The organism is Roseateles sp. P5_E11 (genome assembly GCF_054049355.1).
On the sequence record NZ_JBFUMO010000098.1, the window covers coordinates 1 to 14,640 of the forward strand.

Below are 14,640 nucleotides of genomic sequence, written 5' to 3' on the forward strand. Positions count from 1 at the left end.
ACCTTGCGCGGCAAGGGCTCGCACGCCGCCATGCCGCACCTCGGCCTGGACCCGGTGCCGGCGGCCTGCCAGCTCGTCACGGCCTTCCAGACCATCGTCAGCCGCAACAAGCGCCCCATCGACCCCGGCGTCATCTCCGTGACCATGATCCACGCCGGCGAGGCGACCAACGTGGTGCCCGACTCAGTGGTCATGGAGGGCACGGTGCGCACCTTCACGCTGGAGCTGCTGGACCTGTTCGAGCGCCGCATGAAGGAGATGACCGAGCAGCTCGCCGGCGCCTTCGAGCTGACCGCCGAGTTCGAATTCCGACGCAACTACCCGCCGACGATCAACCACCCCGAAGAAACCGAATTCGCTCGCCGCGTGCTGACCGACATGGTGGGCGCCGACAACGTGCAGGAGTTCGAGCCCACCATGGGCGCCGAGGACTTCAGCTACTACCTGCTCGACAAGCCCGGCTGCTACTTCCTGATAGGCAACGGCGACGGCAGCCACCGCGTCGGTGGCCATGGCATGGGGCCCTGCATGCTGCACAACCCGAGCTATGACTTCAACGATGAGCTGATTCCGCTGGGCGGCTCGATGTGGKTCAGGATGGCTGAAGCCTGGTTGAATACACCGCGATGAATCACGAGCAAATCATCCAGGACACCCGCGACTGGGTCGTCAAGGCCGTCATCGGCCTGAACCTCTGCCCGTTCGCCAAGGCCGTGCACGTCAACGAGCGCATCCGCTATGTCGTCAGCGACGCCACCGAGCCCGAGGCGCTGCTGAAGGACCTGGCCCGCGAACTGCTGGCGCTCAACCGTGCCGATCCGGAAGAGGTCGACACGACGCTGGTCATCCATCCCAATGTGCTGACCGATTTCCTCGACTTCAACGACTTCCTGGACGCGGCCGACGCGCTGGTGGAAGAACTGAAGCTCGACGGCATCCTGCAGATCGCCGACTTCCACCCCGCCTACCAGTTCGAAGGCAGCGAGCCCGACGACATCGCCAACTACAGCAACCGCTCGCCCTACCCGACGCTGCACATCCTGCGCGAAGACAGCATCGAGCGCGCCGTCGAGTCCATGCCCGACACGGCGTCCATCTACGAGAACAACCTAGAAACGCTGGACAAGCTGGGCGTGGAGGGTTGGCGCAAGCTCGGCCTCAAGGGCTGAGGCTCATTCCTTCACCCAGGAAAAGGCGCCCCCGCCCTTCTTGGGTGAATTGGCCCGCGTGCGCAGCACCGCGTCGAAGCCGCTCTTGCCGCCATTCCAGATGGCTGTCAGCAAGCTGACAACATCATCACGCGAGTAGGCATCCAGGTCGGCACGGAACTGCTTGATCGCCGCGGCCAGCATGTCGCGCGGCAGCTCCTGGTGGGTTGCCAGCACGAGGAACATGGCGGCGAACAGGTCGGGCCGACTGCCACACAGCACCTGGATGCGTCGCAGCGCCTCGGGCGGCGCCGCGCGCTGGCCCGGATGCAGCCAAGTCAACTCGTCTGGGCCTTCGGCTTGCACGTCATCGGCCATCGCGGTCTCCTCGTGCCGCTCGTTGGCGGCTTGATTTATCACAGCGTCCGCCTAGTGTCAGTCATTTATGACCCAAAACGTGCAGCAAACCACGTTCAAGAGGCTTTCCGAGGCATGCTGACGCCCCAGTCATGCGGCAAACTCCGCGGCTGCTCTCGTGTCCCCCGCCACCATGCAACCCAAGACCCTCGCCCTCATCGATGACGACGCTGAGTACTCCGAGTTCCTGACCCAGCATCTGCAGGAGCAGCAGGGCATCGCGGTCAGCCGTTTCGACGACAGCAATGCGCTGCTGGCCTCACCCGATGCCTTTGCCTTTGATTTCTATCTCGTCGACCTGATGCTGCCCGGCGTCAACGGCGTGGAGCTGATCAAGATCCTGCGCCGGCGCACCGATGCCGGCGTCGTCGTCGTGTCGGGGCGCCTCGGGCCGGAAGTCTTCCGCGAGGTCATCACGGCTGGCGCCGACATGTATCTCGTCAAGCCGGTGCAGTTCGAGCAGGTGTCGCTGGCGATTGCCGCCGTGCAGCGCCGCGTTGCCAAGCCCTCGGCGGCCGACGCGGTCTGGAAGCTGGACCGCGCCAGTGGCGAGCTCGTCGTGCCCGACGGCACGCGCATCCAGTTGAGCGAGGCCGACCGCCAGTTGCTGGAATGCTTTGCCCAGGCCGGCGGCGAACCGGTCACGCGCGAGACCCTGCTGAACAAGCTCGGCCGCGAGGTGCCCGAGGGCGAGACCGACGACGGCCTGTCGGCCACCATCTACCGCCTGCGCCGCCGCATCGAGCGCGCCACGCCCACCCTCGTGCCGCTGCAGAGCAAGTCGCGGGTCGGCTATGTCTTCCGCGCGCCGCTGCAGCTGATCTAGACCTGTTTTCTGAAGACGCCTGGGGCCAGCGCTTCCAGGCCCGGCGTCGTGACCAGGCCCTGCTCGGCCGTTCCAACGAAGAACAAGCCACCGGGATGCAGCCGCGCCAGCACTTGCGCCAGGACGGCCTGGCGCGTCGCCGCATCGAAATAGACCAGCACCTGGCGCAGCCAGATCGCATCAAAGCCCTGAGCGCCGTGCAGTGGTGCGCGCAGGTCGTGGCGCTCGAAATGCACGCGCTCGCGCAGGCCGGCCTGCACCTGCACCAGGCCGGTGCCTGCCGGGTCGCCGCCCAGGCCGTAACGGCGCAGCCGCTCCGGCGTGACCTGGCGCAGTTGCGCCTGCGGGTAGAGGCCCTCGGCAGCGCTGCGCAACCGCCGCTCGTTGATGTCGGTGCCCAGCACCAGCCAATCCGCGCCGACGCGCCCGGCCTGCTGCAGGTCGGCCAGCAGCATGGCCAGGCTGTAGGCCTCGTCGCCAAAGGAAGTGCTCGCGCTCCACAGCCGCGGGCGCTGCGGACGCACACGGCTCAGTTCGGACTCCAGCAGGTCGAAATGCATCAACTCACGGAAGAAATGGTTTTCAGGAGTGGTCAGCAGGTCGACAGCCATCTGGCACTCGCCACCGCCCTCGGCGCTGGCGATGAGCGCAACATAGGCCTCATAGCTGTCCAGGCCCAGGCGCTGCAGCCGCGGCGCCAGACGGGACGCGACTGCGGCCTTCCTGGCCATCGGCAAGCTCAGCCCGACCGCCACCTCCATCAGCGCCGCAAGCCGGGCATAGGTGGATTCATGCAATGCCGGCATCGCCATCGGTCGGACGCCTCTCAGCCCTGCTCGTGGGCGGTGGAGGCGATGAGATCCGCCAGACCGAGTGCGCGGCAGGCATGGACGAGGACATCGCTGGCCCGCGTCAGCCGCAGGCGCTGGCCACGGGCGCTCAAGGCGTGGGCCAGGACCAGCAGGCTCTGGGCGTCAGCAGCGTCGAACTGCTCGACGGCCGAGCCGTCCAGCTCGACCAGCCACTGCAAGCGCAGCTCGGCGGCCGTGTTGAGGCTGACCTCCATCGGCAGGCTGCCCCAGCAGCTGACGCGCCGGCTCGCCTGAGGGGTGAAAGGGCCGACGGACAACATGGCTCCAAGCCTAGGAGCTGCCGACAGCCGCCGCTGCGGGGAATTCTTGACCGGGTCTGTCGGGCCGCCTCAAGACCCCGCTGCGGCGTGATCCAGGCCACGGCCTCGGCCGCCTTCAGCGGTCCAGCGCACCGCTCATGCCGACGGCAACCCGTTTTCGGGTCGATGGCGCTGCACATCACGCATCAGGCGCGCGACGACGAGGCGCATGACGTGGAAACCGAGCTTGGGGTTCTGGTAGTAGAGCAAGGCCATCTCCTCGGCTGTGAGGCTGTAGACGACGCAATCGCCCGGAGCCTCCAGCGTCAGCGTGCGGCGGTTGTCGGGCGCGAACAGGCCGATCTCGCCGACCAGRCTGCCCGGCGGCAGCAGTTCGTCGTATTCGGCCAGCCGCAGCGTACCGGTGTCGAGGTAGAGCATCTCGGTGGCGGCATCGCCCTGGCGCCACAAGGTGGTGCCGGCTTTCACGGTCCGGCGGTGCATGTGCGGCAGCAGCCACTCGGACACTGGCGTGCCGTCGCGCGCGTTCTCGATGGCCTTGACGAGCTTCCTGATCTGCAACGTCTTCTTGATGTTGATCGGGATCAGTGCGCCATAAAGCAGCAGCGTTGGCAGCGCCGACTTCAGCGCGCCATAGGCCACGAGGAAGCAGCAGGCCGTCAGCGCCGCGATGCGCAGCGGCAGCATGCTTTTCATCAGATAGCTGGCCAGCATCAGCGTGGCGCCGATGAAGCCGAGGATGGTGGCGAGGGTGTCGGTCATGGTTGGAGCAGCGCCTGAACTTGGGGTTGGGCCAGCACGGTCAGCGCATGCGCGTGGCCCTGCTCGACGATGGCGTCGAAACGCTGCCAGGCCAGCAGGCCGACACGCTCCAGCGGCGGATTGAAATAGACGTCGCAGGCGGCCTGCGCGGCACGGCGGCGCGAGCTGCTGTAGAGGATGGTCACGTTGAGCAGATAGGCCGACAGCGCGGGCAGCCGGTAGCGCCGCCGCGAGCGCGCGCGCCAGCGGTCGCGCAGCAGCGCCCAGGGGCCGGGCACCTCGTCGAAGTCGAGCTTGCGGGCCTTGTGCAGGCTGAGGTCCGCGCCGATGACCAGGCCCACGCCGCGGCGCGCACGCATCACGTCGACGGGGAAGTTGTTGAAGCTGCCGCCGTCGCAGAGCAGGTCACCATCGACGACGACGGGTGGCAGCGCGCCGGGGATGGCCGTGCTGGCGCGTAGCGCACGCTCCAGCGGGCCGTGGGTCAACAGGGCCTCGCTGGCCTGGGAATAGTTGGTGGCCACGCAGAAGAAAGGCTTCCACAGGTCCTCGATGCCGGCGCCCGGGCCGGCCAGCCGGCCGAGCGCTCGGTCCAGGATGCCGCGCAGGCGCCGGCCGCGGATCAGCGAGATCAGCGGCAGCAGGTTGAAGTCACCGGTCGGGTTGACCTTGAAGGCCTCGCGCGCAACGGCCGTGGTGTGCGCCAGCGGCTGGTCGGTCGCGGCCAGCGCCGCCATGACCGCGCCCATGCTGGTGCCGCCCACGCAGTCCACCACCACGCCCTGCTCTTGCAGCGCGCGCAGCAGGCCGAGGTGCGAGAAGCCGCGCGCGCCACCGCCGGCCAGCACCAGGCCGACCGCGCGGCGCGCCTGCAGCCGTGCCAGGCGGGCCAGGTCGCCTGCCAGCGCGGGGCGCACGTGGAAATGATCGGCCACCGGCCGGCGCGCCAGCCAGGCCGCCGTGCCGCGCGGTGCCGGCGTGTCGGCCGCGTGCAGCAGCACGAGGATCTCGTCGGCCTCCGTTCGTGGCGGGCGCTGCACCAGGCATTGCGTCTCGCTGAGGTGCACGGCCGGCGCGGCGCCGGCATTGGCCAGCAGCAGCACCTCGTCGGCATGGCGGCAGCAGCGCTGCGTCCAGGGCGTGGGCGCGTCGTCGGCCAGCAGCAACACGAAGTCGTGGGCGGCCTCGACCTCGTCCAGCCACAGCGACACCTGGCGATAGCGCTCGCCTTCGTCGGCCGCCGCGCCGACGGCGGCATCCACCGCGGCCGCGTCGATGACGCAGACGCGGCCGAAACGGCCAAGCCCCGCCGCCAGGCCGAGTGCCAGCCCGGCCGCGTCCACGCCGGCGGTGATGGGCAGCAGCGCCTGCACGACCGGCGCAGCGAAGGGCGCGGGCGCATGTTCGGTCTGCAGCCGATGCACGATCTGGCGCGTCAGCGCGATGCCGACGCGCGGCTGCTGCTCGATCAGGCGCAGGAAGGGATCCTTGTCCAGCCGCACGAGCACGGAGTCGCGGATGGCGACGACGGTGGCCGAGCGCGGCGCCGCCGTGTACAGGCTCATCTCGCCGATGACCTGCCCACGTCCCAGCTCCCGCACGACACGCGGCGCCTCGCCATCACTCGACACATAGGCCCGCAAGCGCCCGCTGACCGACAGATACATCGAGTCGCCCGGCTCGCCCTGCTGCATCAACGTCTGGCCGCCAGCCACCTCGACCCAGGTCAGCTGCTCGCGCAGCAGGGYCAGCGTGGCCGCGTCGAGCTCGCCGAAGGCCTGGGCCAGCAGCTCGCCAAGCAGGCGGTCGTGATAGCCCTCGGTCATTGCAAGGTCAGGGCGAACACGTCGACCGAGCTCGTCTTGCCCTTGAACTGCACTGGCCCGATGGGCTCGCTCGGCAGCGCGCCGGCGAGCTGGGCCTGGGTCGCGGCGTCGAACAGCACGGCGTGGCCGGCCACCTTGGTGTGGGCCTCCATGCGCGCCGCGACGTTGACCGCGTCGCCGATGCAGGTGTAGGTGGCGCGCTGGCGCGTACCGGTGTAGCCGGCCACGACATCGCCGCTGGCGATGCCCACGCCGATGCGGATCTCGGGCCGGCCGGCGGCGCGCTGCTCCTCGCTGAACTGGGCCACCATCTCGATCATCTCGGCCGCCGCCAGCACGGCGCATTGGCCGGCCGCGGGCAGCGGCTGCGGCGCGCCGAAGATGGCCATCAGACCGTCGCCGATCATCTGGTTGACGACGCCGCCATGACCGTTGATGGCCGCGAACATCAGCGTGTAGTAGGTGTTCAGCAGCTCGATGATGTCCTCGGGCGGCTGCGATTCGGCAAGCGTCGTGAAGCCACGGATGTCGCAGAACAGCACCGTCGCCTGCACCTTGCGGCCGCCTAGCGCGAAGCCCTCGGCCTCCAGGTCCTGGGCCACCTCGCGGGTGGCGAAGCGGCGCACCAGCTCGCGCTGCTGGTCGCGCAGGCGCTTGCGCTCCAGGCTGGCGTTGATGCGCGCCTTCAGCAGCACCAGGTTGACGGGCTTGTGCAGATAGTCCTCGGCGCCCAGCTCGATACAGCGCACCACGCTGTCCATGGCCTCCACGGCCGACGTCACGATGACTGGCAGCTCGCGCAGCTCGGGGCTGGCGCGCAATCTTTCCATCAGTTCGATGCCACCCATGACCGGCATGTGGATGTCCACCAGCAGCAGGTCGAAGGCGCTGTCCTGCAGCCGCGCCAGGGCCGCGTGGCCGTCTTCGACGCTGACGACCTGGTGGCCAAGCAGCTCCACGTGCCGGGCCAGCAGCAGGCGGTTCACGCGGTTGTCCTCGACGAGGAGGATGCGGGCGGATGGGGCGCGGCGTTCACGCATGGCGGCGCTCCTTCAGGTCGGCCGCGACCGCGGCGAACAGGGCGGCCAAGGCATCGACACGGCCCGGGGCGGCGGCGCCCAGTTCGGCCAGTGGCGTGTGTTCGAGCTCGCGCGCCGCGGCAGCCAGCGCCGTGGCGCCGAAGGTCAGGCCGTTGGACTTCAGCGAATGCGCCTGGCGCGTCCAGCCTGTGACGTCGCCCGTCGCGGCGGCGCGGCGCAGCGCCGCAAGGCCCTGGGGAGCGTCTTCAAGGAAGGAGTCGATCAGTTCGACAACGAAATCGGCCCCCGCCGTTTCCTGAAGGTCGGCGAAAACCACCCCGTCAATCACCGGCTGGGACATGCTCAGGCTCCTTTCGTAGCGGTGTGCGCTGCAGCGCCAGCACCAGCTCGTCGACTCGGATCGGCTTGGTCAGGTAGTCATCCATGCCGGCGGCCAGGCAGGTTTCCCGGTCACCCTGCATCGCATTGGCGGTCATGGCGACGATGCGCGGCCGCTCGCTTTGGGCGTTCAGGCGCCGCGACGCCTCCAGCCCGTCCATCTCCGGCATCTGCACGTCCATCAGGACGAGGTCATAGGCCTGGCGCGCCACTGCCTCCAGCGCTTCGATGCCGTTGGCGGCCAGGTCGGCGCGGTAACCCATCTGCTGCAGCAGCCGCATGGCGAGCTTCTGGTTCACGACGTTGTCTTCGGCCAGCAGGATGCGCAGCGGGTGGCGCTCGGCGAGGTGCTGCGTCGCCACCGGCTGGGCGCGCTGGCGGCGCGGGCTGGGCACGAGGTCGGCCGCCACCGTGGCGCGCAGCGTGAACCCGAAGCGCGCGCCGCGGCCCGGGCCGTCGCTCTCGGCCCACATGCGTCCGCCCATCAGCTCGGCCATGCGCCGGCTGATGGCCAGGCCCAGGCCCGTGCCGCCGTATTTGCGCGAGGTGCTCGCATCGGCCTGGCTGAAGCTCTGGAACAGGCGGGCCAGGGCTTCAGCGCCCAGGCCGATGCCGGTGTCGCGCACAAGGAAGCGCAGCTCCACGCCGCCTTCGGCCGGAGCGGCCTCCACTTCGACGGTGATGCTGCCTGCCTCGGTGAACTTGACCGCGTTGGACAGCAGGTTCAGCAGGATCTGGCGCAGCTTGGTCACGTCGCCATTGATGCCAGCGGGCACAGTGGGCGCGATGTCGACGGCCAGCGCCAGGCCCTTCTCGCGGGCGCGCGGCGCGATCAGGTCGACGGCCGCGTCCACGCAGTCACGCAGCACGAAGGGCGCACTCTCGATGTCCATGCGGCCCGCCTCGATCTTCGAGAAGTCGAGGATGTCGTTGATGATGGTCAGCAGCGCCTCGCCGGCCTCTCGGATGATGGCTGCGTGGTCGCGCTGCTCGCCGTCGAGCGTGGAGTCCAGCAGCAGGCCGCTCATGCCAATGACGGCATTCATCGGCGTGCGGATCTCGTGGCTCATCGTCGCCAGGAAGGCACTCTTGGCCGCATTGGCCTGCTCGGCCACGGCCTTGGCGGCCTGGGCTTCTCCGAACAGGCGCGAGTTCTCCATCGCCACCGACGCCGCCAGGCTCAGGCCCACCAGAAAGCTCAGCTCGCTGTCGCGGAACGGCTGGCCGCCCTGGCGCCAGACGGTCAGGGCGCCCAGCACGCGCTGGCCGGCGCGCAACGGCGCCACCATCATGCGCTCGTCGGGGTCCTCTTCGGTGCCCTCCATCCGGACGCCGCGCGGGTCGTCGCGCGCGGCGTTGATGACGCCGGGCTCGCCCTTGGCGATCAGCGAGCCGATGATGCCCTCGCCGGCCGTGATGACGGCGTCGCGCACCTCGCTCTCGTATCTGCCGACGGCGACGATGGCGCGGTAGCGCCGCGCCGCGCCCCCGCCCTCCTCCTCCGGCACGAAGACCGCGCTGTTGTCGGCGTCCAGCAGCTCCTTGGCATGCACGGCGATGCGGTTCATGACCGTGGCCAGGTCCAGCGTGGAGGAGATCTCGCGCCCCACCTCGGCCAGGGCCGCGCTCTCGCGCGTGCGGCGCTGGATCTCATCGAACAGGCGCGCGTTCTCCAGCGCCACGCCGACGCTGGCTCCCACCGTACTGAGGAAGCGCACGTCGGCCTCGCTGAAGGCGTTCTCGCGTTCATAGCTCTCGACCAGGATGGCGCCCAGCACCTGGTCGTTGCCGATGATGGGCACGTTGGCGAAGGACAGCGCCTGGTCGGTTCCCGGCAGGGCCAACAGGCCGGCAGCGGTGATCTCGGCCACGTTGCGGCAGACCAGCGGCTGGCGCGTGCGGCGCATCTGCTCGAAGGGCCCGTCCGGCGCCGGCCGCTCCGGCGGCAGCTGGATGGGCACGCCGTGCTCGAGCTCGTAGAGGTAGTGGTTGAGGCCGCTGGCCGGGTCATACCAGCGGATGCCGATGTCCTGGGTCTCGAGCAGCTCGCACAGGCGGTCGCCGACACGCTGGATGATGGCCTCGAAGCTCAGCTCCGGCGACAGGCTCTGCTGCAGGTTGTTCAGCATCGCCAGCTCGTTGACGCGGCGCTCCACCTGGGCCTTGCTGGCCAGCAGCTCGGCCGTGCGCTCAGCGACGCGCTGCTCCAGGCCCTCGCGCAGCCGCAGGTTGGCCAGCGCGACGGCGGCCTGGGCGGCCAGCATGACGAGCAGATCGCGGTCGCCCTCGCGGAAGCGCCCGAAAGCACCGTCCAGGTCGGCGTAGAGATAGCCGACCAGCTCGCGCTCGGCGATCAGCGGCGCGATGAGGCAGGAGCGCTGTTGCACGGCCGGCACGCCTTCGGGGCCGATGCGCAGGGCCGCCGCGCGGCTGCCGCGCGCTTCATCCAGCCAGGGTGTGATGGCGGTCAGCAGGGCCTCCTCGCCACCGGCCTCCCCTTGCGGCATCAGATGGCTGGCGATGTGGCGCAGGCTGCCGCCGTACTCCAGCACCAGCAGCACGCGTTCGGCGCCGCTGATCTCGGCCGACTCGTCGACCAGGAACTCATGCAGCTCGGTGCCCGTGGCCAGCTCGGCCAGGCGCAGGCCGACGTCGACCTGGCGGGCGAAGCGCTCGTCCAGATGCGCCGCGCCGCTGAGATGACGCGGGCGGCCGCCATCGGCCAGCCAGGCCTGCACGACGGCGCGCGCCACCGGCCGCTTGTTCAGCGAGTTGCGCCGCAGGCCCTCGTCGGACAAGCCGGCCAAGCGCAGGCAGACGAAGCGGTAGGCCCGCGCCAGCGCCACGCTGGCCTCGCGCCGCCGGCCGGCTGCGCGCAGCGCTTCGCAGCGCCGCCACCACAGGGCCGGCAGATCCAGGTTCTCCAGCGGCGCCAGGCCTTGGGCCCAGTGCAGTCGAGCGGCCTCGGCGCTGGCATCCAGCGCCGCTTGCAGGCGGCCGGTGCCCAGCTCGGCCCAGGCGATGAGGCCGAGGTCGGCCATGCGCTGGGCGGCCGACGGCGAATGGTCGAGCGCCAGGCGGAACTGCACCGCTGCGGCCGCCGCGTCGCCTTCCGCCATCGCCAGCTCACCGCGCAGGCGCGCGATCTCGGAGCGAAAGCCCGGGTTCTGGCGCGCCAGGCTCAGGGACTCGGCCTCGCCGGCATAGGCGCGCGCCTCGGCCAGCGCGCCGGCCTCCAGGTCGAGCCGTGCCAGCGCCGTCAGCGTGTAGGGCAGCAGCGCCGTCGCACCCGTGCGGCGCCAGATCGCGAGCGCGGCCAGGTAGTGGCGGCGCGCACGGCGCGTCAGGCCCAGCGTGACGTAGTGGTTGCCGATGTTGTGGATGGCCGTGCCCTGGCGCTCGGCATAGCCGGCCGCGGCATAGGCCGCGAGCGCCAACTTGCACAGGTGCAGGCAGTCGGCCAGGTCGGGGTTGTTGAAGGTCTGGGCGTTGTAGGCATTGCCCTGGCCCAGCAGGTCGCCAGTGGCCAGCGCCAGCGCCAACGCCGCCTCGGCCGCCGCGCGCGCCTCGGCAACGAAACCCAGCATGCCCAGCAGCAGGGATTCGACATAACCGCAGCGGCCCCGGGGCACCGCTTTGCCGGCGGCGGCAAACAGCGCGGCGGCCTCGTGCACCCGGCCCAGCGCCACTTCGGGCTCCAGCTGGCAACGGCACTGGGCTTCGGCCAGCAGGGCCAGCGCATAGGCACGGTCGAGTGCGTCAGTGCCGGCCTCGGCCAGCGCGGCTTCGGCGGTGGCGATGGCCGCCAGCAATTCACCGCGGCGCATCTGCACCAGCCCGAGCGCGAGGCGGGCGCGGAGCCGCCAGGCGGGGCGGCCCTCGGCCAGCTTGGCCAGGGCTGCGGCGGCATCGGCCGCAGCAGCCAGGGCGCCGAGCGCGATGAAGCTCTCGACGCGCAGCTCCAGCACCCGGGCGTCGCCGCGCCAGCCCGCGCTCACGTCGATGAGACGCTGATGCTGGCCCGACCAGGCCAGGTCGGCCAAATCCTCCAACACGGCGACATCGGGGCGCAAGGGCATGGCGGGACAGAGCCTTTTCACACCACGGGGATCGGATGCGTTGCCACTCCGGAGAGGGGCCGCGCGAGTCTAGTCCGCTCTAGTCGGCCTGGGGCAGCGTCAGCCTCATGACCGTCCCCAATGGGCCGCTGCGCAACAGTTCCGCCGTGCCGCCATGCATGTCCATGACGCGGCGCACGATGTACAGGCCCAGGCCGTGGGCCGACTCAGTGCCGCCGCTGCCGCGCGCGCCGCGGGTGAAGAGGCGGGGCAGCAGCTCGCGCGGAATGCCGGGGCCGGCGTCCGCCACCTCGAACTGCAGCACGGCGGGTTCATCAAAATCGATGACATGCAGGGTCACGGGGCTGACGCCGCGCGCGTACTTCAGCGCGTTGGACAGCAGATTGCGCAAGGCCAGGCGCAGCAGGCTCATGTCCATCAGCGCCGTGCGGGTCGCCGTGTGGCGATGCACGACGATGCGGTCGCGCTGCTCGCGTGGCAGGTCGGCAATGGTGACGGCGATCAGCGTGTCGATGTCGGTGTCCTCGCGCGCGATGCGTCCGCCGCCCGCCAGCAGGCTGGCCGCAGCCAGCGTGTTGTCGACGCCGGCCAGCACCTGGCCGAGCACGGCCTGGGCGCGGTTCAGCCTCTCCTGGGCCTGGCGCTCACCGCGGCCGGCCAGGCTGGCGGCCGCGCTCTGCAAGGCCGCGCTGGCGTTGTTCAGCGGCTGGCGCACCTCGTGGGCCAGCACGTCCAGCATCTCGGAGCGCTCGTGCAGCAGCTGGTCCAGCTCCTGCACGTGGCGCTCGGTCTGGCGGCGCATGCGCTGCTCGTGCGCCAGCTCGGCGCGGCGCTGCAAGTCCTCGGTGATGTCGTCCACCAGGGCGAGGGCACGCAGTGGCCGGCCGTCGGCGGTGTACTCCGCGACCGCCGAGACCAGCACGTCGCGCAGCCGGCCGTCGGCGCAGATCAGCTGCACGGGGCAGTCGCTGACATGGCCGTCGCGCCACATCGCCGGGCGGTAGACCTCGCGCACCTGCTGCGACGACTCAGGTGTCATGAAGTCGTCCATGGCCCGGCCGATGACCTGCTGGCGCTTGTAGCCCAGGCGCTCCAGCCAGCGGTCGGACACGCTGAGCACCCGGCCGGCCGCGTCCACCGAATGCATCAGCGCCGGCGTCGACTCGTAGAGCGCGCGCAGGCGCTGGCGGTTGTGCTCCAGCTCGACAGCGGCGCGGTGGTGCTCGGTGACGTCCTGGAAGGCGCCCACGAGCCGCACCGGCACGCCGTCCTGCCAGTCGACCTGCCCCTGGGACAGCACCCAGATCTCACGCCCCTTGGCCGTCACCAGCGGCAGCTCCAGGCTCCAGGGTTCGCCGTGCTGCATGCCGCGCAGCACGGCCGCCTCGATGGCGGCGCGCGCCTCGGGCTTGTAGTAGCCAATGGCCTCCTGCAGCGTTGGCCGGTGGCCGGCCTCGAGGTCGTGGATGCGGCAGGTCTGGTCGCTCCAGACGAGCTCCTCGGTCTGCAGGTCCAGGCTCCAGCCGCCAATGCCGGCGACACGGCCGGTGCGGTCCAGCAGGGCCTTGCTGTCGCGCAACTCGCGTTCGGCGGTGATGCGGTCGGTGACGTCCTCGGTGATGCCGACATAGCCGCGCAACCCGCCATCGGGCGCCAGCAACGGCCGGGCACGGGTCCAGACCTGGCGCACGCCGTGGCCGTTGCCGCCGCGGCGCAACCGGTAGCGCATCTCGAATGCCTGACGCTGGGTAACGCAGCGCCGCCAGTGGGCCAGCACCGAGGTGCGATCCTCGGTCGTCAGCGTGGCTGCCCAGCCCTCGCCCAGGGCTGCGCGCGCCGACAAGCCGCAGATGCGCTGCCAGTTTGCGTTCGTGAAGATGAAGTCCCCTGCCGCGTCGGTACGGAAGATGCCCAGCGGCGCCGTCTCGGCCAGCACCTGGAAGGGCTGTTCCGCCGCCTCGAGGTCGGCGCCACGCAAGGCGCGCTCGCGCATCATCAGCGCTTCGGCTGCGGCGTCGGCCAGGCGGGTCAGGGCCTCGCGCTGCGCCTCGGTCAGCTCGCGCGGCTGGAAGTCGACGACACACAGGGTGCCGGGGTGGCTGCCGTCGTCCAGGCGAATGGGCACGCCGGCATAGAAGCGCAGCGCGGGGCGGGCCAGCACATCGGGGTGGTCGACGAAGCGGGCGTCCAGCCGGGCATCGCGCACTTCGAAGAGGCCATCGGCCAGCAGCGTGTGGGCACAGAAGGTCTGGGCCCGCGGCGTCTCGCTGCGGCCAAAACCGACAGCGGCCTTGAACCATTGGCGGCGCTCGTCCAACAGGCCGAGCAGGGCGACGGGCGTGCCGCAGATCTGCGCCGCCAGGGCGGTGAGGTGGTCGAACAGCGGCTCGGGCTCGGTGTCCATGACGGCCAGCGCCGCCAGGCGGGCGAGGCGGCGGTCTTCGTCGGGCGGCAAGGGCGGGGTCACCATGGCCGACAGCTTAGGGCAGGTCAGGGCGTCGCTCCTCATTGCGCAGGCCGTCCGCGCGGCGTAGCGTCGCCGTCTTTCGTCAGGGAGAACCTCATGCTCAAGCTCTGCGCCCTGCTGCTGGCGCTGCTGATCGCGCCGGCGCGCGCCGATGTCGTCAGCGACTGGGCCGAAGCCACGCCCAAGGTGCTGCAGAAGTCGCCGCGCGGTCAGGTCCTGCCTGCGACGCTGCTGACCGACCTGGCGATGTTCAACGCGCTGAACGCGATCACGCCGCACTACCAGGCCTATGGCACGTCGCCAGCGCCCGTGCCGGATGCCTCACCGGAGGCGGCCGTCGCGTCCGCCGCCCGCGTCGTGCTCGGCAACGTGCCGGGCGCCGACCAGGCCCTGCTCGACAAGACCTACGAGGCCTCGCTGAAAGCCGTGACCGACGCGGCCGCGCGTGCCAAGGGCGTGGCGCTGGGCCGGCGCGTCGCGCTGGCGCTGCTGGCCGCGCGGGCGGATGACAGCTTCGCGCGCGTGGAGCCGCCCAAGGTCGAGCCGGCGCCGGGCATCCATGTGC

12 protein-coding genes and 1 pseudogene are annotated in these 14,640 nt (G+C 70.5%); 4 read left to right on the forward strand and 9 right to left on the reverse strand.

Annotated elements, in window-relative coordinates:
- The coding region (locus tag ACXJKR_RS10110) for a M20/M25/M40 family metallo-hydrolase (RefSeq protein ID WP_457322734.1) at positions 1 to 630 on the forward strand (630 nt) is incomplete at its 5' end.
- Positions 627 to 1,169: a DUF1415 domain-containing protein gene (locus ACXJKR_RS10115; RefSeq protein ID WP_457322735.1), complete on the forward strand. Its 543-nt coding sequence runs from the start codon at positions 627 to 629 to the stop codon at positions 1,167 to 1,169. The genes ACXJKR_RS10110 and ACXJKR_RS10115, both read left to right, overlap by 4 nt.
- 3 nt (positions 1,170 to 1,172) lie before the next feature.
- Here the strand turns inward: ACXJKR_RS10115 and ACXJKR_RS10120 are convergent, their stop codons facing one another.
- Entirely contained in the window at positions 1,173 to 1,526 is a 354-nt protein-coding gene (locus ACXJKR_RS10120; RefSeq protein WP_056202726.1) for a hypothetical protein, read from the reverse strand.
- 172 nt (positions 1,527 to 1,698) lie between these two features.
- Between ACXJKR_RS10120 and ACXJKR_RS10125 the strand changes: the two genes are divergently transcribed.
- Entirely contained in the window at positions 1,699 to 2,391 is a 693-nt protein-coding gene (locus ACXJKR_RS10125) for a response regulator transcription factor (RefSeq protein ID WP_457322736.1), read from the forward strand.
- Here ACXJKR_RS10125 and ACXJKR_RS10130 read toward each other — a convergent pair.
- From ACXJKR_RS10130 to ACXJKR_RS10165, 8 genes are all read right to left on the reverse strand, one after another.
- Entirely contained in the window at positions 2,388 to 3,203 is an 816-nt protein-coding gene (locus ACXJKR_RS10130; protein ID WP_457322737.1) for a CheR family methyltransferase, read from the reverse strand. The two genes, ACXJKR_RS10125 and ACXJKR_RS10130, sit on opposite strands and share 4 nt — an antisense overlap.
- Before the next feature lie 14 nt (positions 3,204 to 3,217).
- Entirely contained in the window at positions 3,218 to 3,523 is a 306-nt protein-coding gene (locus ACXJKR_RS10135; RefSeq protein WP_457322738.1) for a hypothetical protein, read from the reverse strand.
- Positions 3,524 to 3,658: 135 nt separating this feature from the next.
- A complete protein-coding gene (locus ACXJKR_RS10140; protein ID WP_056202713.1) occupies positions 3,659 to 4,285 on the reverse strand; it encodes a Crp/Fnr family transcriptional regulator in 627 nt (208 codons plus the stop codon).
- A complete protein-coding gene (locus tag ACXJKR_RS10145) occupies positions 4,282 to 6,111 on the reverse strand; it encodes a patatin-like phospholipase family protein (protein ID WP_457322739.1) in 1,830 nt (609 codons plus the stop codon). Before ACXJKR_RS10145 ends, ACXJKR_RS10140 begins: the two co-directional genes overlap by 4 nt.
- Positions 6,108 to 7,151, reverse strand: a complete 1,044-nt coding sequence (locus tag ACXJKR_RS10150; RefSeq protein WP_457322740.1) for an adenylate/guanylate cyclase domain-containing protein — start codon at positions 7,149 to 7,151, stop codon at positions 6,108 to 6,110. Before ACXJKR_RS10150 ends, ACXJKR_RS10145 begins: the two co-directional genes overlap by 4 nt.
- Positions 7,144 to 7,491: an Hpt domain-containing protein gene (locus ACXJKR_RS10155; RefSeq protein WP_457322741.1), complete on the reverse strand. Its 348-nt coding sequence runs from the start codon at positions 7,489 to 7,491 to the stop codon at positions 7,144 to 7,146. Before ACXJKR_RS10155 ends, ACXJKR_RS10150 begins: the two co-directional genes overlap by 8 nt.
- Positions 7,472 to 11,608, reverse strand: coding sequence for a GAF domain-containing protein (locus tag ACXJKR_RS10160; protein WP_457322742.1), 4,137 nt, complete (start codon positions 11,606 to 11,608; stop codon positions 7,472 to 7,474). Before ACXJKR_RS10160 ends, ACXJKR_RS10155 begins: the two co-directional genes overlap by 20 nt.
- Positions 11,609 to 11,687: 79 nt before the next feature.
- On the reverse strand, positions 11,688 to 14,078 hold the full coding sequence (locus ACXJKR_RS10165; RefSeq protein ID WP_457322743.1) for a PAS domain S-box protein: 2,391 nt from the start codon (positions 14,076 to 14,078) through the stop codon (positions 11,688 to 11,690).
- A 93-nt stretch (positions 14,079 to 14,171) separates the two neighbouring features.
- On the opposite strand from ACXJKR_RS10165, the pseudogene ACXJKR_RS10170 reads away from it, so the two are divergent.
- Positions 14,172 to 14,640: pseudogene (locus ACXJKR_RS10170) on the forward strand (hypothetical protein); the annotation flags it as partial.